Here is a 21,141-nt window from a genome sequence, read left to right as displayed (position 1 = left end):
CCTGGTCCAGCCCATAAAAACGCACCCAGCTTCCCCTGCTGCTGCCGCGGAGGGACTTTGCTCGGCAGCAACAGAAAACCTCGGCGGACGCTCGATCGATGCCGCACGATTACTCGCTTGCTTTGCCGCGTGATTTCCTTTCGTCGAAGATGCGAACGGGCGATCCGTTGCCTGTTCTGCTCTCAGGGCAGTCACGAGCTTCAAAAAGGGACTGAGTTGGCAAGCCGCTTGGCTCCAAATCACTGAGGCAGGTATTCGCTCCGTGATCGCCGGATGTGCTTTGCGGCATGTTTCCGGGCTCGCTTTCAATTCTATTCCTGCGGCGGAAGGCAGGCGAGGGAGCTCGCTGGACATTGGTTAGAATGACAAAATATCGACCTCTCGCGGCTTTTGACTTTACCTCTCGTGACATCTGAAGGTAACAAAACGTCGGATGGATAGGTCGACGAATCCGTATCTCTCGGGTAGAGTGGCACAAATGCCGAGGGTTCTCTTCATGCGACGAGTTTCTCTTGGAAACGGATGAAAATGATCGCCGACGGGCCGTGCGGTTTTAATCGGAATTTGGCCGCAAACCGCACTCATGATCTAGCTTGGGCGAGATTATCTCCTGAACCGAAGTTCAAGGAGTTTCTCCGGTGCAGCGTCAGCGCGAACGATTGCGCAGCAAAAAAAAGCTTAGATATGGGCGGTCTGCGCCGCGTTGATCGATGAGATGAAGCTCTTGGTGCGTTCCTGTTTCGGATCGCCAAAGATTGCTTCCGCTCTGCCGGACTCGACCACTTTTCCGCTCTCGAGGAAAACCACGTGATTGGCGATCCGCGAGGCAAGGCGCAGGTCGTGCGTCGCCATCACCATCGTCGTTCCTTCGGCAGCAAGCCGGCCGAGCACGTCGATGACCTCGGCGGAAAGTTCAGGATCGAGGGCCGAGGTCGGTTCGTCACAGAGAAGAACCCGCGGCGAAGGCGCAAGCGCCCGGGCGATCGCCACCCTTTGTTGTTGCCCACCGGAAAGCTCTGACGGCCACGCATCGGTCTTATGCGCCATTCCTACCTTGGTGAGCAGTTCGCTGGCGCGGTCATGGGCCTTTTGGCGCGGCCATTTCAGAACCGTCGTCAGTCCCTCCATGACGTTCTCGATCGCCGTTCGATGCGGAAAGAGCTGGAAGTTCTGGAAGACCATGCCGGTCTGGCGGCGGATCTTCTGGATCGACTTCCAGCCGATCTTCAGGCCGGGCTCGAAGTCGAGCTTTTCCTCGCCGATGCGGACGGAGCCGGCGGTCGGAATTTCCAGCAGGTTGATGCATCGCAGCAGCGTGCTCTTGCCACCGCCGGAGGGACCGATGAGCGCGGTCACGCTTCCCTCGGGAATGCCGAGGCTGATGTCCTTCAGGATGACCGCGTCGCCGAACCGCTTTTCGATGTTGGAAAGCTCGATCATCGGTTTGACTCCATCATGCCGCCATAACGGGCGAAACGCTTCTCCAGCCTGTTCTGCAACGATGACAGCACCGAGCTCAAGACCAGGTAGATCAAGGCCGCCTCGATATAGAGGATCAGCGGCTCATAGGTCGTCGCGACAATCCGCTGGGCTGCCTGGAAGAGTTCCGGCACCGTGATCGCCGCGGCAAGCGATGTATCCTTGACCAGCGAGATGAAGGTATTCGAAAGGGGCGGCACCGCGACACGCGCCGCCTGCGGCAGGATGGTGCGGCTCATCGCCTGGCGCCATGACATGCCGATCGAATAGGCCGCTTCCCACTGCCCCTTCGGCACCGAGGAAATGACCGCGCGGATAATCTCGGAACTGTAAGCACCGATATTCAGGGTAAAGCCGATCAGTGCCGCGGGAAAGGCGTCGAGCAGGATACCGACGCTCGGCAGGCCGTAGAAGATGACGAAGAGCTGTACGAGAAGCGGGGTACCGCGGATCACCCAGACGTAAAACCGTGCGATCAGCGCAAGCGACGCCGGGCCGAACAGCCGCGTCACCGCCGTGATCAGGCCGAGGATGAGCCCGAGCAGGAAGGACAGCAATGTCAGCGGAACCGTAAAACGGACGCCCGCCCATAGGAGGGTCGGAAGTGAATCCGACATCAATTGAAGCCAGTGCGGCACGATGTGATCCTCAAAAAATGACGTCCGGCGCGGGCGCCGGACGCTCTAACTATGTAGGTCAGGAATGGGAACTCGGCAGCCTATTTGGAGACGTCCTGCCCGAAATACTTGTCGGAGATCTTCTGATAGGTGCCGTCAGCCTTGATGTCCGCCAATGCCTTGTTGATGGCACCGAGCAATTCCGGCTCGCCCTTGCGGATGATGATGCCGGAATAATCGGCATTGTCCTGCTGCGCGGCGATCTTTACCGGCGCGTCAGGTTTCTGCTTCTTGAAATCGAGGAACGAGAGGCTGTCATTGATCGTCGCGTCGGCGCGGCGTGTCAGCACGAGCTGGATCGACTGGTCGAAGCCATCCGTGCCCACGAGTTCGGCGCCTGCTTGTTCGGCGATCTTGCCGAAATTGCTGGTCAGGGACTGAGCGGATTTCTTACCCTTGAGGTCTGCGAAACCCTTGATGTCGCTGTTGTCCTGGCGGACGATCAGCACCGCCTTGGACGCGATGTAGGGATCGGAGAAATCATATTTCTGCTTGCGGGCTTCGGTTATGCCAACCTGGTTGATGACGGTGTCGTAACGCTTGGCATCGAGCCCTGCGATGAGACCGTCCCACTTGCCTTCGACGAACTCAGCCTTGACGCCAAGTTTTGCGGCAACGGCTTGCCCGATCTCCACGTCGAAACCGACCAGTTTGCCGCTTGCGTCATGGAAGGTGAACGGCGCGTAGGTCCCCTCGGTGCCGATCTTGAAGACGCCCGCAGACTTGACGGCGGCGAGATTTTCGCCGGCGAGGGAAGGCGTAAGGGCTGCCGCGTGAATAAGGGCCGCCGCGACAATGGTTTTCAACCGAAACATTAGGTCATCCTTTCAGCAGTGCTTGCTGGCGACTAGATGACAGAAAATAGGACGTAGGGATTGAAAGAAAACCGCAAAAAAAGCCGGCAAATGCGAATATTTTACTCAGCCGCGGCCATGCCCCATTCGCGGACGGCTTGTAGCCAAACAAGTCTGGGTCTCACGTGCCGTGGCCCGCATCGATGCAAGGTAAGGCTGTAGATTGAAAGGTTTCGCTCGTGGGTCCGACGGTGAGGCGGCGAAATCCAACGTAAAAAATTCTGAACGCCGTGAGCGCCTTAGCCAGGTGAGGGCCAAATTTGCGCGCAAGCACGCTCCTGCGCGATTGACATAAATCAATGACGGCGACATCATATTCAACATGGATACGACATATTTAAATAGAATACAAGAAGAAAGCGGCGGCGTCCGCCCGCTCTCGACGGTCCTGAAGACCATGGCGGTGCTGGATGTGCTGGCCTCCAGCGCTCGCGGAATGAAACTGCCCGAGATCGCGTCGGCGATGGAGCTCTCTCGCCCCACCGCTTATCAGCGGCTGTTGACGTTGATCGAAGCTGGCTGGGTCGAGCAGGATCACGAGATGCGCTATCGGCTCTCGATGCACGCCTGCCGGCTTGCCGCGGCGGCCATGGAGCAGGCCAATCTTGGAGCGCGGGTTCAGCCGATCATCGAAATGCTGGTCCACCGGGTGAAGGAGACGGCTTCGCTGGCGGTGCTCGATCGCGGACTTCCGTGCATCGTCTCGCGTGTCGAGTCCCAGAGCGTGCTGCGTGCGGAACAGAAGATCGGCACGACCATGTCACTCGAAGGTTCCGCATCCGGCCGCATCCTGACCGCTTTCGCGGACGAACTAACGCTCGCCCGCCTGAAGGAAAGCGGCGAGCAACTGGCCTCGGAAGAGCTCCTGGGCGAGGCCCGCGCCAACGGTTACGCCTTGTCGAGCGGCTATACCCATAGCGGCGTCGTCGCCATCGCCGCGCCGATCTTCGATCTCCACGGCAAATGCACGTCGACGATCTCGCTGGTTATGCCGGAGATGCGCTTCGACCTCGAAAGCTTCCGCGAGCCGCTTCTCGAAACCGCCCGGACCATCACGAAAATGCAGCAGGGAGAACGTTGACGGTCATGACCGCGACTTCCGAACAGGTGGCAAAGCCCCGACCGCGCCCGAGCCAAGAGGTGATGAAGACCTCACGGCTGGCGGCAATCCAGCCGAGCCGGCTCAGCGGCACCCGCGCCTTCATGAACAAGATGATCCGCGAGCGCTGGGACATCTCCAATGTCCTTTTCGACGTGGACGAAAACGCCGAAGGGACCGTCGTTTATTCCATCAAGGCGCCTGACCAGGAGTTCTCGTTCATCGGCTTTTCCCGTCCGCCGAGCCGGACGGCTCGTACCGGCCGTATCATCGGCCAGGCCTGGGACATGATGGGCGCGCTGATCGAAGGGCCGGCGACCGAAATCGAGATCGAAACGGCGCGGCGGGAAATCCCCAAGCTCTATACGGGCCGGGCGACTGCCGGCACGCTGATCTGGTGTCGGTCGAACCGCTCGATGCGGGTTTTCGACCAGACGCTCGAAGCGCTTGCCGAAGGTCGCCAGCCGTCCGTCGCCGATCTTTCGAAGGTCTGCTACCTGATGCGCAATACCGGCCTTGACGGCAACGGCACGTTCGGGACGCGTTCCTTCCCGTCGCTCGGCGCCCGCCATGCGCTCGGTGGTGTCCTGCAGGCGCAGTTGCTGACCGCCTACCTGATGCGGGAATTTTCCTGCGACCTCGTCGAGCATCTGGCGGCCAAGAAATCCGAGACCGCCGTGCGCCTCGACCCCCAGCTTCGCCGCTATATTGGCGTCGGCAATGGTTCGGCGCTCGGCCTCATCTTCTTCGTCCATAAACATCCACGCCTGATCGATGGACTTCTGTCCGCGCGCGAAGGTGCGATTGCGATGGCCCGCGCGCTGAAGCTCGATGCGTCGGATCCCCGCATCGCCAGACTGCTCGAACTTCTCCGACAGGCAATCGTGTTCCGCAAACAGGACCAGATGGTCTACGAGACATTTGCCTCCAGCGCCGACGTGGCAGCCGAGCTAGAGAAGGTGGTGGCGGCGCTCGAAGAGTTTCGCCGAAGCGGCATGGTGTTTGGTCGCGCGGCAGATGTCCCGCTTGAAGTACTTGCCGCCGAATTCGAAGCCGACCTCCTGCCGGAAGCTTTCGAGACGTTCCTCTCGTTGCTCATCGAATTGGTGCCGGAAGAAGCCGACAAGCTGTTGGCGGCCATTGATGCTCCCGACGAATTCAGCGTTGCGCCAGCCGAGACGGTCGAACAACTGATGGCGCTCGTCCATGACGAATATCAGTGGGCGCTCGATACCGACATGGCCGGCCCAGAGGCCTATAAATATGTCTGGTACAAATCGGAGACGGCGGAGGAACCGCGCCGCGGCGCCCGCGAGGAAGTCCCCGATGCGCTTGACCTCGGCCTCGATGTCTGCGGCGGCATCCAATCCCTTTTTGCCGATCTCGGCAGGGCCGAAGGTTCGCTCAGCATCGCCCGCTTCCTGATGAAACATCCTGAACACCGCTACATGGTGGCGCGCATTCAGAGCCTGCGCGGGCGGGACTATCACACGCCTCGCGCCAACATCAACGCCGAGGCTTTTGTGCCGATCGATCTCGTGCGGCTGATGAACGTCGGGGTCCACGGCATCGACAAGACCCGTGATTTCCTCAGCCGCAACCTGCGCGGCGTGCTCTATCACGGCGCACCGACCCCCGACGATCTTCGCGCCGGCTACACCGGCACCTGGTATTACCCGGCGGAGCCTGTTCTATGACATCCTCGCATTTATCTCCCTCCATGCGCGTCATGCCTCGCGAAATGCGGCTGATGTCGGAGCGGATCCTTTCGCTGAGCAGCCTGCCCAAGGGTTTCTTCCTGACTATCGGCGACATCCCGATGTATTCGCAAAAGCTTGGTCTTGGTGGCTTCAAACTGTTCGAGCAGCGGTTCGAGAGCTTCAAGTCGGCGGTTCCCGCCCGTATCGCGATTGCCTCCGAAGCCGGCAACCGCTTGACGCTCGACGCTTGCGGCGAACACGCATGGTTCGTGCTGCCGACGGCGATCGATCTTCTCGGTGAGCTCGCGGCCCGGTTCGGGTCGGCGGAACTGACCGTGACAGGGACGATGGATGTCGAGGAACTTGCGGTTGCCGCGCGTTTCGGCGGTCGATCTGGGCTTTCGATCTCCGTGTCCGGCGATGTGCTGAAGGCGGTTCCGGCAGCGGTCACCGGCGACGTTCAAAAAGACGATCCTCTTCTCTGGTCGCTTCTGGAAAACGGCGCCGAGATCGAGAGCGATCTCTGGTGGCGCATCTATCACATGGCAAAGCAGGCGCTTGCGACCGACAGCATCGTCTCGCGCCGCCATGCCGGCCCGATGATCGTCAACGAGGACGGCACGGTCATCGGCCGCAAGGACAATGACGACGAGACGGACGTCTCCTTCCTGTCGTCCAGCATCTCCGAACGTATGAAAGAGGGCGCGAGATCATGATCATCGACGGTTTGCAATGCGGGCATTTCGATCGCGCCGCCTTTCAATCCTTGAGGGCAGGGAATGTCGGCGGGGTCGTCAACACCTGCGGATTCTGGGAGGGCACCGTCGAGTCGATGGATTCCATCGGCCGCTGGCGCGACCTGGTGCGCGAAAACTCCGATCTCGCCGAGATCGCCCTTACCGCAGACGACATCAGCCGCATTTCAGACGCAGGCAAGCTCGCCGTCATCATGGGTTTCCAGAACGCCAATCTCTTCGAAGGGCGGATCCGCTTCGTGGAGATGTTTGCCGAACTCGGCGTGCGCGTCGTGCAACTCACCTACAACAACCAGAACGAACTCGGTGGCTCCTGCTACGAGGCCGAGGATTCGGGCCTCGCCCGCTTCGGCAAGGAAGTGGTGCGCGAGATGAACGCCGCCGGCATTCTGGTCGATTGCAGCCATGTCGGCGACCGCACGACACTCGATGCGATCAAGGTGTCCGAAAAGCCGATCGCCGTCACCCATGCCAACGCCCAGTCGCTTTTCATGCACAAGCGCAACAAGTCGGACGACGTCATCCGGGCGCTGAAGGATACCGGCGGCGTGATCGGCTGCGCTGCCTATCGCAACATCACCGGCGACGAGTTCTGCGCCTCGATCGAAGCCTGGTGCACGATGGTTGCCCGCACGGTGGATATTGCCGGCATCGACTCCGTCGCGATCGGCACTGACAAGAGCCACAATTTCACCGCCCCCGATTATGCCTGGATGCGCAAGGGCCGTTGGACCCGTGGCGAGGACTATGGCGCCAGCGCCGCGGGCAAACCGCTCAAGGCCGCGCCTCCGGAATGGTTCCAGAAGGTCGAGGACATCAGGGTGATCCCGGACGGTCTCAGCGCCGTGGGCTTCTCGAAAGAGGAAGTCGCGAAGATCACCCACAAGAACTGGCTGCGGCTCTACGAAGCCACCTTCAGAAAATCATAAAAGAGGAGAACTGCAATGACTGGAATGAAGACATTTCTCATGCCTGACCGCCGCCGTTTCCTGAAGACGGCCGGTGCCGCGGTGACCGCTTCGCTGGCCGCTCCCTATCTCGTTCGCGCGCAGGAGAAGGTCCTCTACGTGAACACTTGGGGCGGTCCCTGGGAGGCTGCCGCAAAGACGCATCTCATCGATCCGTTCACCGCCGAAACGGGCATCCAGGTGAAGACGGTTTCCCCCGTTTCCTTCGCCAAGCTCGCCCAGCAGGTGAAGACCGGCACCTACGAATTCGACGTCACCACGCTCGGCGGCGGCGAACTGGTTCGTGCGAACCAGGCCGGCATCATCGAAAAGCTCACCGAGCCCTACAAAGGCGGACTCTTCGAAAACGGCGTCGCTTCACATGCGTTCGCCACCGTGATGGCCTGGCGCAAGGATAAATATAAGGACACACCGAAGACCTGGGCTGACTTCTGGAATGTCGAGAAATTCCCCGGTGGACGGTCGCTGCAGCGTTATGCATCGCGCGTCATCCCGATCGCACTTCTCGCCGATGGCGTTGCGGTCAAGGATCTCTATCCCCTCGATGTGGACCGGGCCTTCAAGTCGCTCGACAAGATCAAGCCGCATATCCGCGTCTGGTGGACTGCCGGCGCCCAGTCGACGCAGATCCTGCGTGACGGAGAGATCGACATGATCGGCATCTGGCACGGCCGTTATTTCGAGGCCGAAAAGGCTGGCGCTCCGGTTGCCATGACCTGGAATCAGGGCGAGATCGAACGCGCCTATTGGGTTGTCGCCAAAAAGACGCCGAACCTCGAGAACGCCAGGAAATTCGTCGAGTTCGCGACCAGTGCCAAGCCGCTCGCCGGCTTCTCCAAGGCTGCCGACTATGGAGCGCTGAACCCGGCTTCCAACCAGTTCGTCGACGCGGCGGATGCCAAACGCATGCCGACCTCTCCGGACAACTACAAGCTGACCTTCGAGCAGGACATGTCGAACTTCGGCATCGACCCGGCGGAACTCGCCGAACGTTTCGAGGAGTGGGTCGCGAGCTGATCCGCTCTCCTGGATCAACCCGACCCGCTGGCCGGCATCGCGCGGAACGACCGCGCGATGCCGCAGCGACCCTGCCTGCCATAAAGGGGAACGGCAATGGGCATCAGCCTTTCGAAACTGACGGAAAAGACGAATATATGGCCCTGGCTACTGCTGGCGCCGCTCGGCATCTACATGCTCGTCTTTTTCGCCGTGCCGCTTGCCGAAGTGGCGATCATGAGCTTCACGGAACCGAAGGTCTCGTTGGCGAATTACCAGAAGGTCCTCACCGGTGCGCTTTACCAGCGCGTCTTTCTGAACACGTTTACGACTGCTGCCTTCGTCACGCTCTGCTGCCTTCTGGTAGGTTATCCGCTGGCCTACCTGATGGCGCATTCCAAGCCGCGCACGGCAATGCTGATCCTGCTGCTCGTCACCATGAGCTTCTGGACGAGCTTCCTCGTCCGCACCTATTCCTGGATGGTTCTGCTCGGCAATAACGGCCCGCTGATCGCCTTGCTGCAGATGATCGGCGTCGAAAAGCCGCCGCAGCTTCTCTTCACCCGTTTTTCCTCGACGCTCGCCATGGTGCATATCCTGGCGCCCTACATGATCATGAACATCTATTCGGTGATGAAGAAGATCGATCCGGCGCTGATCCGCTCGGCGGAAAGCCTCGGCGCCAAAGGCTGGTCGCTGTTCCGGCATGTCTACCTGCCGCTGACGGCACCGGGTATCGCCAATGGTTCCGTCCTGGTCTTCGTCATCTGCCTCGGTTTCTACGTGACGCCGGTGCTGCTCGGCAGTCCGCGCGAGCAGATGGTCGCCGGCCTGATCGGCCACCAGATCGAGGAGTTCCTCGCCTTCGGTCTGGGCTCCGCCATGGCGATGATACTGCTCGTCGTGACACTCATCATCCTTACTATCTACCACCGCCGTTTCGGCCTCGACAAACTCTGGGGGTGACCGAACATGAACACGTTCATGCGCTGGGCCGGTTTCATCGTCGTGCTCTTCATTGCAGCACCGCTCGTCATCGTCGTGCCGATGTCGTTTTCGAACGCGAGCTCCCTACAATTCCCGCCGCCGGGTTACTGGCTCGGCTATTATCGCGCTTATTTCACCAGCATGGATTGGCTGATACCGACCTGGAACAGCATTCTGATCGCGACCGCCACCACCATCCTCACCATGGCCCTGGTCGTGCCCGCAACCTTCGCTCTGGTGCGCCACAAGTTTCGCGGCAAGGGGTTTGCCGACCTGATGATGCTGATGCCGATGGCTGTGCCGCATATCGTCATGGCGGTCGGCTACTATTCCTATTTCGGCGATCTCGGGCTAGTGCACAGCCATCTCGGCGTCATCCTGGCACATACCTGCCTGTCGGTTCCGATCGCCTTCCTCGTTCTTTCGGCCAATCTCAAGGGTTTTGACCGAAACCTTGAACGGGCAGCGCAGAGCCTCGGCGCCAGTCCGGCAAAGACCTTCCTGCACGTCACCCTGCCGATCCTGAGGCCGGGGTTGGTCATCAGCTCACTTTTCGCCTTCATCCAGTCCTTCGACGAGACGGTGGTGGCGATCTTCATCTCGGGCCGCGATGCCGAGACCCTGCCGCGCAAGATGTTCGACAGCATCCGCCAGGAGGCCGACCCGGTGATCGCCGTCATTTCGACGCTGCTCTTCGTCGTCGTGCTGGTCGGCATCGCCGCTCCTTATTTCGCCAGCGCGCTGCGCAGCCGCGCTCCCAAGCCGAGCCGCCCGGCCGGCGCACATTGATCCTCCCAAGGACTCCCCCCAAGGATTTCCAATGACGAACTACCTGCAACTCTCCAACATCACCAAGACCTACGGACATTTCACGGCGCTCGACGACGTGAGCCTGTCGGTCGAAAAGGGGGAGTTCGTGACCTTCCTGGGCCCAAGCGGCTCGGGCAAGACGACGACCCTGATGATCATTGCCGGCTTCGAAAAGGCGAGCGGCGGCAAGGTGGAAGTGGGCGGCCAGTCGATTTCCGAGCTTGCGCCGCATGAGCGCAATATCGGCATCGTGTTCCAGAACTATGCCTTGTTTCCGCACAAGACAGCGGTCGAAAATGTCTATTTTCCATTGCAGATGCGTGGGGTCAGCCGCTCGCAGGGCTTGAGACAGGCAGAGGACATGCTGTCGCTCGTCGGCCTCAAGGGTTTTGGCCATCGCCATCCGAAGGAATTGTCCGGCGGGCAGCAGCAGCGGGTTGCACTTGCCCGCGCCCTGGTTTTCGAGCCTTCGTTGCTTCTGCTCGACGAGCCGCTCGGCGCGCTCGACAAGAACCTGCGTGAGCAGATGCAGATCGAGATCAAGCGTATCCAGCGCAGCCTTGGCGTGACGACCATCTTCGTGACCCACGACCAGTCGGAAGCCATGTCGATGTCCGATCGCATCGTGGTGTTCGAGAAGGGACGTATCGAGCAGGTCGCAGCACCCCTGGATATCTACCATCGCCCGCAGACCTCCTTCGTCGCCGCCTTCATCGGCGAAAGCAACCTGATCCCGGCAATCATTACCAGCGGGGCCGGCAGAACGGCCGAGAACCCGACGCTTGGAGCCTTCCAATACGCTGGCGAAGATGCTCTTGCGGACGGCCAGAAGGTGACGCTTCTGATCCGCCCGGAGCACATCAAGCTGTCGCGCAGCCCGGTCGAGGGCCGCAAGAACGTCCGCATGATCGTCGAGACGATCGTCAACTACGGCGACAACGCCCTCGTCATCGGCCGGGCAGGGGATATTCCGATGCGCGTCAGGGTGCTCGGCGCCGATGTGGTGATCATCAGGGAAGGCGAGGAATGCTGCATCAGCTGGGCGCCGTACGCGGTCTTCGTGATCACCAAATAGATTGCACTCGAACCGTCTCGTAAACCTTAGATCAGCGAACCCTACAGCAGCTCGTATTTTTTCAGGATCTCTCTTATTTTCTCGTCCTGAGCCTCGTCCGGAAGCAGGGCAGGCTGCCTGCTCGCGCCGACTGATTTGTCCTGAAGGTAAAGCGAACGCTTGACCATGGCGGGCGCAAAGCCCAGCGCATAAAGGTCGGTGCGAAAGGCGGTATAGATCGCCTGCTGACGCTCCGCTTCCGCAATGTCGCCGGAGTTGAAGGCTGCAAGGATGCCGGCGAGCACGTGCGGCAGGGCGTTTCCGAGGCCTGATATGCAGCCGGCCGCACCGTTCTGCAGCGACCACAGAACGAGATGGTCGGGGCCGGAATAGACCTCGAAGCCGGGGTTCTCTTTCGAGACCTGGAGGTAGGCCGCCAGGGTTTCCTGAGCGCCGCCGGAATCCTTGATGCCGGCGATATTGCCGTGCCCGGCGAGCTTTGCGGCCGTTGCCGGCTCGATGTGGTTCTGGGTCCGGGCCGGGATGTCATAAAGATAGACCGGCGTCTTGACCGCATCCGCGACCGTCGAGAAGTGGCGGACCAGCCCGTCCTGAGTGCAGGCGATGAAGAAGGGGGTGATGACGGCGATGCCGTCGACGCCGATCCGGTCAAACTCTTTGGCCAGTTGCACCGTCTCGAATGTGGCTGGCATCCCGGCATTGACGATGACTTTGGCGCGCCCCGCCACCTCGTCGACGACGTGTTCCGTCAGCTGGATCTTTTCTTCGTGGGTGAGAGCGGTGAAGTCACCATTGGTGCCGGCGCACATGATGTTGTTGCCCGCCGCCACCTGCCGGCGCACCTGGGCCCGGGTCGCCTCGAAATTGATCGTCTCGTCCTCGTTGAAGCAGGTCACGAGTGCGACAAAGGCATTTCTGGTCATTCAATCAACTCCGCTTGTCCGCCGCTCGGCGGTGTGTCAGGCACGTTTGAGACGGGCTGCCCGGTGTTCGGCCTGAACATCCGGGTCCGGATCGAGGCTCGCCGCCAGGAGCGCTTTTGTATAGGCTTCACGGGGCGTCTCGAAGATCTCCCGGACTGTTCCCATTTCCACCACCTCGCCCTTCTGCATGACCATGACGTAGTCCGCGAAGTCGCGAACGACGGGCAGGTCGTGGGCGATGAAGATGAAGGAGATGCCCATGTCCCTTCGCAGCTTGTCGAGAAGCGCAATGACCTGGGCCTGCACCGACACGTCGAGCGCCGATACCGCCTCGTCGCAGACGATCAGCTGCGGTTCGAGCGCAAGCGCACGGGCGATTGCAATCCTCTGCCGCTGGCCGCCGGAGAACTGGTGCGGATAACGGCTCATGTGTTCGGCCGAGAGGCCCACCTGCACCAGCAGTTCTGCGACCCGTTCCCGCCATTGGCGTTTCGGCAGGATATCAGGATGGATGGCCCATGCTTCCGATACGAGCTGGAACACCGTCATGCGGGGATTGAGCGACTGGGTGGGATCCTGAAACACCATCTGAAGGTCGCGCCGCAGCTTGTAGAGTTCCGATGACGAAAGCTGGAAAAGATCGCGCCCCTTCCACTGCGCCGTACCGGCGTCCGGCTCGTCCAGTCTCAGGAGAACGCGGGCGAGCGTCGATTTGCCCGAGCCGCTTTCCCCGACGATCGCCATGGTCTCGCCGGCCCTCAGCTCGAACGAGACGCCCTTCAGCGCATCGAAGGAGCCGTAGCGTTTGCGCACGTCCCGGACGCTGAGCAGCGGCTGGCCCGAAAGCTGTGCGACGTGCATCTCGCCCTTCCCGGGGGCGGCGCCGATCAGTTTTTTTGTATAGGGATGCGTCGGGTTCTTGTAGACGTCGCGGACGGTGCCGGTCTCGACCAGCTCGCCCTTTTCCATGACGACCACCCGATCGGCGATTTCGGCCACAACACCGAGGTCATGGGTGATGATCAGCACGCCCATGCCGGTTTCCCGCTGCAACTCCTTCAACAGCGCCAGCACCTCGGCCTGGACCGTTACGTCGAGTGCGGTGGTCGGCTCATCGGCGATCAGCAGATCGGGACGCAGCGCAAGCGCCATCGCAATCATCACGCGCTGGCGCTGGCCGCCAGAAAATTCGTGCGGATATTTGCCCATGGCGCCTTCCGGGTCCGGAATTCCAACGCGCGTCAACAGGCGCAGGGCTTCGCTTTTGGCCTGTCCGGTCGGCATGCCGTGGGTCGTCATCGCTTCGCGAATCTGCCATCCGACGGTATAGACCGGGTTCAGATGGCTGAGCGGGTCCTGAAAGATCATCGCGATCCGCCGTCCGTTTGCCTCGCGGCGCGCCTGGGGCGGCATGGTCAGCAGGTCTTTGCCGTCAAGCAGGATCTGCCCGGCACTGATCCGCCCGGGCGGCATGTCGATGAGGTTCATGATCGCCGCCGACGAAACCGACTTGCCCGATCCGCTTTCGCCGAGGATCGCCAGCGTCTCGCCGCGGTCGAGATGGTAGGAGATGTTGCGCACGGCATGCACGACGCCGGCGGCCGTGTGGAACTCGACCGAGAGGTTGCGGACTTCCAGCAGGTGCTCAGCCATTCTTTCGGCCTTTCATTTCCAGGCGCCAGCGCTGAACGGGGTCGAGCGCGATGCGCAGCCAGTTCGACAAAAGGTTGAGCGACAAGGTGGTCATGATGATCGCCAGCCCGGGCCAGAACGAGAGCCACCAGGCATTGGTGAGATACTGGCGCCCCTGGGAAATCATCAGCCCCCAGGTGATGGCGGGCGGCTGAATGCCGATGCCGAGAAAGGACAACGCGCTTTCGGCAAGCATGACATAGGCGAAGTCCAGCGTCGCCAGCGTGGTGAGCGTCGGGAAAACGACCGGCAGGATGTGACGGAACAGGATGCGCTTCTGCGAAGCGCCCATCACCCGCGCCGCCTGCACGAACATCCGCTCGCGGATCTCCAGCACCTCGGCGCGGGTGGTGCGCAGATAAACTGGGATGCGGGTGATCGACAGGACGGCGACCAGGTTCAGGATCGAGGAGCCCAGGAGATAAAGGACGATCACCGCGATCAGCAGCGAGGGAAAGGACATGATCACGTCTGCCAGGCGCATGATCACCTGCCCGACGCGGGGCGACGAAAAGCCGGCGACAAGGCCGAGCAGCGTGCCGATGACCGACGACAGGATCACCGCGCCGGCGGCGACCATGAGCGTGTTTTGGGTCGCGACGATGATGCGGGCGAGCAATGGCCGGCCGAGAGCGTCCGCCCCCATCCACCACACCCATTCACGGCTCCAGTCGAAAGGCGCGAGGTTGCGGCCGCGGAGATTCTGCTTGGTGGCAAGTTCGCCGAGCCAGGATGGCCCGATCAGGGCAAGCACGATGACGACGAGCAGGAAGATCACCGCGCAAAGCGCGAATTTGTCGGCCCAGAGCATTCGTGCCATGCGGATCGGGAAGGAGGGCTCGTGCGCGATCGTCGTATCGGAGGTGGAAACACTCATCGTTGCTGTCCTCAATGACGGATGCGCGGATCGAGAAGCGCATAGGCGAGATCGATCAGCAGGTTCATGAGGAAGATCGCCAGCGCGGTCACCAGGATCGCGGCCAGGACGACGTTGAAATCCCGCTGCAGGATCGAGTCGATCATCAGCTTACCGACACCGGGGAAACCAAAGATCGTCTCGACCACGACGGCGCCGTTCAGCAGGCTCGCCGCCTGGTCGCCGATGACGGTGATGACCGGCAGCATGGCGTTGCGCAGGGCGTGGATGAAGATGATCGGGCCGGCCTTGACGCCTTTTGCACGGGCCGTCTTCACATAAGCGGAGGATAAGGCGCCGATCATCGAGCCGCGCACGACCTGGACGATGATGCCGAAGGGACGGACGAACAGCACACCGATCGGCAGGATCCAGTGCAGGATCGACCCGGTGCCGGATGTCGGCAGCCATGCGAGGTTTACGGAGAACACGACGATCGCGACGATGGCCAGCCAGAAGTCCGGCACCGATGCGCCTACCAGCGAAATCATCGAGGAGAGCCGGTCGAAGAAGCCGCCGGAGCGAAAAGCGGCGAGCGAGCCGACGACGATGGCCGCGGCCGTGACGAGCGACATGGTGATCACCGCAAGCCAGAGCGTCCATACGAACGCTTCCGTCACCACATCCAGCGCCGGCCGCGCCTTGCGCAGCGATTCACCGAGATTTCCGGTCAGCACGTCGCCGACATAACGTCCGAACTGCACCATCAGCGGGTCGTTCAAGCCATGAAGCTCGCGGAACTGCTGCTTCATTTCGGCCGAAGCTTCGACGGGCAGGAAGAGAGCGGCCGGATCGCCCGTCAGGCGGGACAGGAAGAACACCAGCACAAGCAGCCCGACCAGTGAAATCAAGCTCGCCACGGAGCGCTTACGAATGAAACTGAGCATGTCGCCCTCGACTATTATGGCGGCGGATGGGTACCCGCCGCCTTTGGGTCGTGATTGGAAATCCGGGAGCCGGTTTCCGCTGACTATTTGATGCCGATTTCCGACAATTGCAGCATCGAATTTGTAGCGATGGTCGGTTTGAAGTCGATACGCGGCGAAACGCGCGAGAAGCCGACCATGTGGAAGAGAAGGGCGTCGGCAACCACGTCGTCATGCAGGTAGGCGATCAGCTGTGACCAGAGCTTTACACGTTCGTCACCGACTGCCGCCGAAGCGCGCTTGATCAGGTCGTCGACCTTCGGATCGGAGAAGCCCGACTGGGTCCCCTGCGAGGCATATTTGAAGAACATGGTGAAGGACGGGTCGCCCTTGGAGTTGTCGTGCATGGCGGCGACGATGATCGGGCCACGACCTTCCTTGAAGGGCTTGGAGTAGTAGCTCTCGTGCTCGGCCACTTCGACGAACTTCAGATCGACCTTGAAGCCGACTTCCTGGAGCTGCGACTGAACCGCTTCCATGATTTCGGTGACGTTCGGGAAGTTCGCCGTGCGGGCGATCAGCGTGATCGGCGTATCGACCTTTACGCCGGCGGCCTTTGCCTCGGCGAGAAGCTTCTTGGCGCCTTCGGGATCATAGGGGAACACCTTGACGTCCGGGTTCCAGCCTTGCGTGGTCGGCGGCACCAGCGCCGTCGCAAGCACGGCTCCTTGGGGCACCAGCGTGCCGATGAACGCCTGGCGATCGATGGCCAGATTGAGCGCCTTGCGAACCCGCACGTCGTTCAGCGGCTGAATGTTGTGGTCGAGGCGCAGATAGACCGTCTCGCTGTCGAGATAGGAAAAGTCGGTCTTGGGGTCGGTCGCATCGAGCTGCGAGATCGACGGAGAAAGGTCGGCTTCTCCGGCCTTCACCATCGCTGCGCGCACGGACGGATCGGCGCGGAACAGGTAGGTGGCCTCGGTCACCTGGGGTTTGGCACCCCAGTAATCGCTGCGGGCGGCAAGCACGATCTGCTGGCCCGGCGTCCAGTTCTTCAGCGCATAGGGACCGGTGCCGATCGGCTCGCGAATGAATGCGAGCGGGGTTTCTTCCGGGACGATCGTGACCAGCGACATCAGCAGCGGCAGGATCGGCTGGGCGGGGTCGGCCTTGAAGTCGATCGTGTAGGGGTCGACGACATTGGCGCTGATTTTCATTCCACCGAAATAGCGGCGGGATTCGCAGGCGTTCTTGTCGCTCATCACGCGGTCGAAGCTGTGCTTCACATCCTTGGCGTCGAACGTCGTCCCGTTGGAGAACTTTACGCCTTGGCGGAGATGGAACCGCCAGCTGCCGTCCTGGGTCTGCTCCCATTTTTCGGCCAGGCGCGGCATGACGCCCTTCTTGCCGCGAACATCGAGCTCGGTCAGCGTTTCGCTGACGTTCTCCATGATGATACGGCCGATATTGGAACGGGTCGCCATGCACGGCTCCAGCAGATCGGCTTCTTCAGGCAGCACGATCTTGATAGGGCCGGACCCTGCGTAAGCCGGGGCAAGCGCAGATCCGAGGATCAGCGCGGTCATCAGCATCTTCTTCATGTGGTTCACCTCCCAAGTGAATATAAATTGATCAGACACCGTTCCGATCGACCTGCCGTGGCCCGGTGGATGAACGGCTGATTTGGTGATTGGCGAGCCGACCCGTGAAGGAAGACCGATGGCGATTTAGAGGCTCTATCGTGGAGCATTCGGACCTTGGACCGAAAATTTCTCCCGACGGCAGGGCCACATATTTCGCTGCACCGCGATCGCCTACTCCTCCTGTGCTATTCTCCTCCAAACCATGTTCTGTCCCGCACACTTTGTCAAATTGTTTTGCGATGTAATTTTTCGAGAAAAATTCATTCGTAAAAATACCGTTATTTTCCAGATTGTTATGTTGAGTCCGATGCTAGAAACCTGCGGCTGATGCATATTATAAAACTTGACAACTTTGTGTTTCTGGCAATTCTCAGCGCCGAGAGGAGAGCTTTATGAGCCCTGATGAAATAGCGGCAGCAATGACCGGCAAGGTACGGATGACCGCCGGCAGGCACGAAGCCTTCCTGCCTTCCCCCATGGTGCAGAACCATGCAAGCTTCCTGCATCTCCTGGCCGATGGCGCGTTGATCTGCGCCTGGTTCGGTGGCTCGCTGGAAGGAAAGTCCGACATATCCATTTTCGCGTCCGTCCTCGTGCCGGACTCGGACCTCTGGGGTCCGCCGCAGAGGCTGAGCTTCGATGACGCCCGTTCCGAGCAGAACCCGGTTCTATTTACCGCGCCCGATGGCCGGCTCCGGCTTTTCCACACGTCGCAGCCTTCCGGCAACCAGGACGAATGCCGTATCCGCATGGCCGAGATCCGGCGCGATCAAAGCGACCCGACACGGCTGGCCGCGGAGGCGGGCAGTTATCTCGACCTGCCGAAAGGATGTTTTATCCGGGCTCCGCTGACGGTGCGGGATGACGGCGCATGGCTTCTGCCGATCTTCCGCTGCGTTCAGCGGCCGGGCCAGAAGTGGAATGGAAGCCATGATACGGCGGCAATCGGGATATCCACAGATGCCGGGAAAACCTGGCGCCTCGAAGAATTGCCGCAATCGACCGGCTGCGTCCACATGAGTCCCGTCGCCTTGCCAGCAGGCGGCCATGCGGCATTTTTTCGCCGGAGGCAGGCGGATTTCGTCTACCGGAGCGAAAGCGCCGATGGCGGTCGATCCTGGTCGGTGCCCGAGGCAACGGATGTGCCGAACAACAATTCCTCGATCGCAGTTATTCGCCTGACCGATGGCCGGCTGGCGATGATCTGCAATCCGGTAAGCGCGGCTCAGTCTGGCGATCGCCGTGCTTCGCTTTACGATGAACTCGGCGAGAGTGACGAAAGACCGGATGCCGATCCTACGGGCGGCTGCGTGCCCGTCTGGGGCGTGCCGCGCGCGCCGGTCTGTGTCTGTATTTCGAATGATGGTGGGCTTAGTTTTCCAGTCCGAATTCTGATCGAAGACGGGCCGGGTACCTGCCTGTCCAACGATTCCACCGATGGCCGGAACAAGGAAATGTCCTATCCGTGGCTACTGGAAGCGCCGGACGGGACCCTGCACATCGCCTATACCTATCACAGGCGGGCAATCAAATACGTGAGCCTGGCTTCGGGCTGGGCAGACGCGACTGACGGGAGAGTTTGATGAGCAATATCATTGGTATCACCATGGGAGACCCCTGTGGCGTCGGTCCGGAAGTAACAGTCAAGGCGCTGGCCGAGATGTCCGACGCCGATCGCTCCGCAACGCGGGTCTACGGCAATCTTGCGACGCTGGAGGCGGCGCGCGATGCGGTGGGGGTCGCGCTCGATCTCACCCCTTATGTCGTCGACCTTCCGGTGGAGGGAGCGCCTTTGCCCTGGGGACAGCTGTCGTCGGTCGCCGGCGATGCGGCGTTCCGCTTCATCGAGCGCGCCGTGCGCGATGCCGAGGCCGGTTCGATCGGCTGCATCGTCACCGCGCCGATCAACAAGGAAGCGCTCAACCTCGCAGGTCATCATTACGATGGCCACACGGGCATGCTGCGCAGCCTCACCGGTTCGGCAGCGGCATACATGCTATTGGCGTCCGACCGTCTGAAGGTGATCCATGTCTCCACGCATGTTTCCCTGCAGGAGGCCATTCGGCGTGCCACAACGGAACGGGTTCTGGCGACGATCCGCGCCGGCAACGCGCATCTGAAGCGCATCGGTTATGAACGTCCGCGCATTGCGGTTGCCGGCATCAATCCCCATTGCGGCGAAAACGGCCTCTTCGGCACGGAAGATGACGATCAGATCGCGCCGGCCGTTGCGGCCGCCCGCGCCGAAGGCATCGAGGTTCACGGTCCGATCTCCGCCGATACGGTTTTCCACCGCGCCTATTCCGGCGCCTTCGATCTGGTCGTCGCGCAGTATCACGATCAGGGCCATATCCCGATCAAGCTCGTGGCCTTCGATACGGCCGTCAACGTTTCCGTCGATCTGCCGATCGATCGCACCTCCGTCGATCACGGCACCGCGTTCGATATCGCCGGCAAGGGGATCGCCAATCACGGCAACATGAATTCTGCCATCGCCTACGCGCGCAAGCTCGTGGCGGGGGTCCGGTAAGGAACGCGTCATGGCCATTGCACCCATCACACTCCACCAGCCGCTGCGCCTCGCCGTCGGTGCCGGCACGATCAGCCAGGTTGGCGTCTGGGCTGGCGACGTCGTCTCGACCCTGGTCATTGCCACGCCGATTACGGCTGGTTTTGCCGACCGTCTGCAGTTGCCCGGCCGATTTTCGGTATTCGACGCCATTCCAGGCGAGCCGGATACCGCAACGCTGGATGCTGCGCTGGAGGCCGCCCGAAAGGCCCGCCCGCAAATGATCGTCGGACTTGGTGGTGGATCGGTATTGGATGTCGCCAAGCTGGTTGCGGCGCTGTGGGATTCCGAGCAGACCCTCGAAGACGTTGCCGGTCCCAATCGCGTCGCCGGCCGCCGCACGCGGCTTGCCCAGGTCGCGACCACCGCGGGTACCGGCTCGGAGGCCGGGATCCGCTCGCTCATCACCGATCCGGTCAAACGGACCAAGATCGCGGTGGAGAGCCCGCACATGATCGCCGATTTCGCGGTGCTCGATCCTGAGCTGACCTATTCGGTGCCTCCGGCTGTGACGGCTGCGACAGGTGTCGACGCCATGGCGCATTGCGTCGAGGCCTTCACCAACCGCCGTGCCCACCCGATGATCGACGGTTTTGCCCGCATGGGTTTTGGGCTGGTCGGCCGGTACCTGGCGCGGGCGGTGAAGGACGGGCACGATACGGAGGCCCGCGAAGGGCTGATGCTTGCTTCCTATTACGGCGGCATTTGCCTCGGCCCGGTCAATACCGCGGCCGGCCACGCGATCGCCTATCCGCTGGGCACGCGTCTCAACCTGCCGCACGGCCTGGCGAATGCCATCGTTTTCCCGCATGTCCTGGCTTTCAATCAGCCGGTCGTTGCTGCAAAGACCGCGGAAGTGGCTGCAGCATTGGGCCTTGGCGATCACCTCTCCTCGGACGAATTGCGCTCTTCAGCCTACGATTTCTGCGGAGGGCTTGGCATCCAGATGTCGCTGGCGGCTCATGGCGCCAGGCAGGAGGAACTTTCCCTCTACGCTTCGGAGGCACATGCCATCCGCCGGCTGATGGATAACAACCCGGCCGAAATGAGTGTCCAGGATGTGCTGGGTATCTATGAGGCGGCGTTTTGAAATGACGGTCATCCGGCTGTAGGCTGCCGGATGACATCTAGA

19 protein-coding genes are annotated in these 21,141 nt (G+C 61.2%); 11 read left to right on the top strand and 8 right to left on the bottom strand.

What is annotated here, in order from left to right; all coding sequences use genetic code 11:
• Positions 1–678: 678 nt before the first annotated feature.
• The 3 genes from MOV61_RS01500 to MOV61_RS01490 all read right to left on the bottom strand — a co-directional run bounded on the left by MOV61_RS01500 (position 679) and on the right by MOV61_RS01490 (position 2,971).
• Positions 679–1,440 carry an amino acid ABC transporter ATP-binding protein gene (locus MOV61_RS01500; RefSeq protein ID WP_247135282.1) on the bottom strand — a complete coding sequence of 254 codons (762 nt, stop codon included), beginning with the start codon at positions 1,438–1,440 and terminating at the stop codon, positions 679–681.
• A complete protein-coding gene (locus MOV61_RS01495; protein ID WP_040125639.1) occupies positions 1,437–2,117 on the bottom strand; it encodes an ABC transporter permease subunit in 681 nt (226 codons plus the stop codon). The genes MOV61_RS01500 and MOV61_RS01495 overlap by 4 nt, the downstream gene beginning before the upstream one ends.
• A gap of 80 nt (positions 2,118–2,197) precedes the next feature.
• Positions 2,198–2,971, bottom strand: a complete 774-nt coding sequence (locus tag MOV61_RS01490) for an amino acid ABC transporter substrate-binding protein (protein ID WP_247031147.1) — start codon at positions 2,969–2,971, stop codon at positions 2,198–2,200.
• A gap of 361 nt (positions 2,972–3,332) precedes the next feature.
• Between MOV61_RS01490 and MOV61_RS01485 the strand changes: the two genes are divergently transcribed.
• The 8 genes from MOV61_RS01485 (at position 3,333) to MOV61_RS01450 (ending at position 11,400) form a co-directional block, all read left to right on the top strand.
• Entirely contained in the window at positions 3,333–4,091 is a 759-nt protein-coding gene (locus tag MOV61_RS01485; protein WP_247135281.1) for an IclR family transcriptional regulator, read from the top strand.
• A 5-nt stretch (positions 4,092–4,096) separates the two neighbouring features.
• The gene (locus MOV61_RS01480; protein WP_247135280.1) at positions 4,097–5,806 is read left to right on the top strand and encodes a hypothetical protein; all 1,710 of its coding nucleotides are present in this window, start codon (positions 4,097–4,099) and stop codon (positions 5,804–5,806) included.
• Positions 5,803–6,525, top strand: coding sequence for a hypothetical protein (locus MOV61_RS01475; protein WP_247135279.1), 723 nt, complete (start codon positions 5,803–5,805; stop codon positions 6,523–6,525). Before MOV61_RS01480 ends, MOV61_RS01475 begins: the two co-directional genes overlap by 4 nt.
• Positions 6,522–7,493, top strand: a complete 972-nt coding sequence (locus MOV61_RS01470; RefSeq protein WP_247135278.1) for a dipeptidase — start codon at positions 6,522–6,524, stop codon at positions 7,491–7,493. The genes MOV61_RS01475 and MOV61_RS01470 overlap by 4 nt, the downstream gene beginning before the upstream one ends.
• A 15-nt stretch (positions 7,494–7,508) precedes the next feature.
• Positions 7,509–8,549: an ABC transporter substrate-binding protein gene (locus MOV61_RS01465; RefSeq protein WP_247135277.1), complete on the top strand. Its 1,041-nt coding sequence runs from the start codon at positions 7,509–7,511 to the stop codon at positions 8,547–8,549.
• 96 nt (positions 8,550–8,645) lie between these two features.
• Positions 8,646–9,494: an ABC transporter permease gene (locus MOV61_RS01460; protein WP_247135276.1), complete on the top strand. Its 849-nt coding sequence runs from the start codon at positions 8,646–8,648 to the stop codon at positions 9,492–9,494.
• A 6-nt stretch (positions 9,495–9,500) separates the two neighbouring features.
• A complete protein-coding gene (locus MOV61_RS01455; RefSeq protein WP_247135275.1) occupies positions 9,501–10,304 on the top strand; it encodes an ABC transporter permease in 804 nt (267 codons plus the stop codon).
• Positions 10,305–10,335: 31 nt separating this feature from the next.
• Positions 10,336–11,400 carry an ABC transporter ATP-binding protein gene (locus MOV61_RS01450; RefSeq protein WP_247135274.1) on the top strand — a complete coding sequence of 355 codons (1,065 nt, stop codon included), beginning with the start codon at positions 10,336–10,338 and terminating at the stop codon, positions 11,398–11,400.
• A gap of 41 nt (positions 11,401–11,441) precedes the next feature.
• On the opposite strand, the gene MOV61_RS01445 is transcribed toward MOV61_RS01450, so the two are convergent.
• The 5 genes from MOV61_RS01445 to MOV61_RS01425 form a co-directional block, all read right to left on the bottom strand.
• Positions 11,442–12,323 carry a dihydrodipicolinate synthase family protein gene (locus MOV61_RS01445; protein WP_247135273.1) on the bottom strand — a complete coding sequence of 294 codons (882 nt, stop codon included), beginning with the start codon at positions 12,321–12,323 and terminating at the stop codon, positions 11,442–11,444.
• A gap of 36 nt (positions 12,324–12,359) precedes the next feature.
• Positions 12,360–13,976, bottom strand: a complete 1,617-nt coding sequence (locus MOV61_RS01440; protein ID WP_247135272.1) for an ABC transporter ATP-binding protein — start codon at positions 13,974–13,976, stop codon at positions 12,360–12,362.
• Entirely contained in the window at positions 13,969–14,892 is a 924-nt protein-coding gene (locus tag MOV61_RS01435) for an ABC transporter permease (protein ID WP_040125629.1), read from the bottom strand. The genes MOV61_RS01440 and MOV61_RS01435 overlap by 8 nt, the downstream gene beginning before the upstream one ends.
• Before the next feature lie 11 nt (positions 14,893–14,903).
• Complete coding sequence (locus MOV61_RS01430; RefSeq protein ID WP_040125628.1) at positions 14,904–15,818, bottom strand: ABC transporter permease; 915 nt, start codon at positions 15,816–15,818, stop codon at positions 14,904–14,906.
• Positions 15,819–15,901: 83 nt separating this feature from the next.
• Positions 15,902–17,398, bottom strand: a complete 1,497-nt coding sequence (locus MOV61_RS01425; RefSeq protein ID WP_040125627.1) for an ABC transporter substrate-binding protein — start codon at positions 17,396–17,398, stop codon at positions 15,902–15,904.
• A gap of 434 nt (positions 17,399–17,832) precedes the next feature.
• Between MOV61_RS01425 and MOV61_RS01420 the strand changes: the two genes are divergently transcribed.
• The 3 genes from MOV61_RS01420 to MOV61_RS01410 are packed head-to-tail and all read left to right on the top strand — an operon-like array spanning position 17,833 to position 21,099.
• Entirely contained in the window at positions 17,833–19,023 is a 1,191-nt protein-coding gene (locus MOV61_RS01420) for an exo-alpha-sialidase (protein ID WP_040125626.1), read from the top strand.
• Complete coding sequence (pdxA, locus tag MOV61_RS01415) at positions 19,023–19,970, top strand: 4-hydroxythreonine-4-phosphate dehydrogenase PdxA (RefSeq protein ID WP_040125625.1); 948 nt, start codon at positions 19,023–19,025, stop codon at positions 19,968–19,970. The genes MOV61_RS01420 and pdxA overlap by 1 nt, the downstream gene beginning before the upstream one ends.
• Before the next feature lie 10 nt (positions 19,971–19,980).
• Complete coding sequence (locus tag MOV61_RS01410) at positions 19,981–21,099, top strand: iron-containing alcohol dehydrogenase (RefSeq protein ID WP_040125624.1); 1,119 nt, start codon at positions 19,981–19,983, stop codon at positions 21,097–21,099.
• The last annotated feature ends 42 nt before the right edge of the window (positions 21,100–21,141 follow it).

The sequence above is a fragment of the Neorhizobium sp. BETTINA12A genome (genome assembly GCF_023006485.1).
Classification (GTDB): domain Bacteria; phylum Pseudomonadota; class Alphaproteobacteria; order Rhizobiales; family Rhizobiaceae; genus Neorhizobium.
The sequence above is the reverse complement of the archived record's forward strand: the minus strand, read 5'-3'. Positions and strand labels throughout refer to the sequence as shown.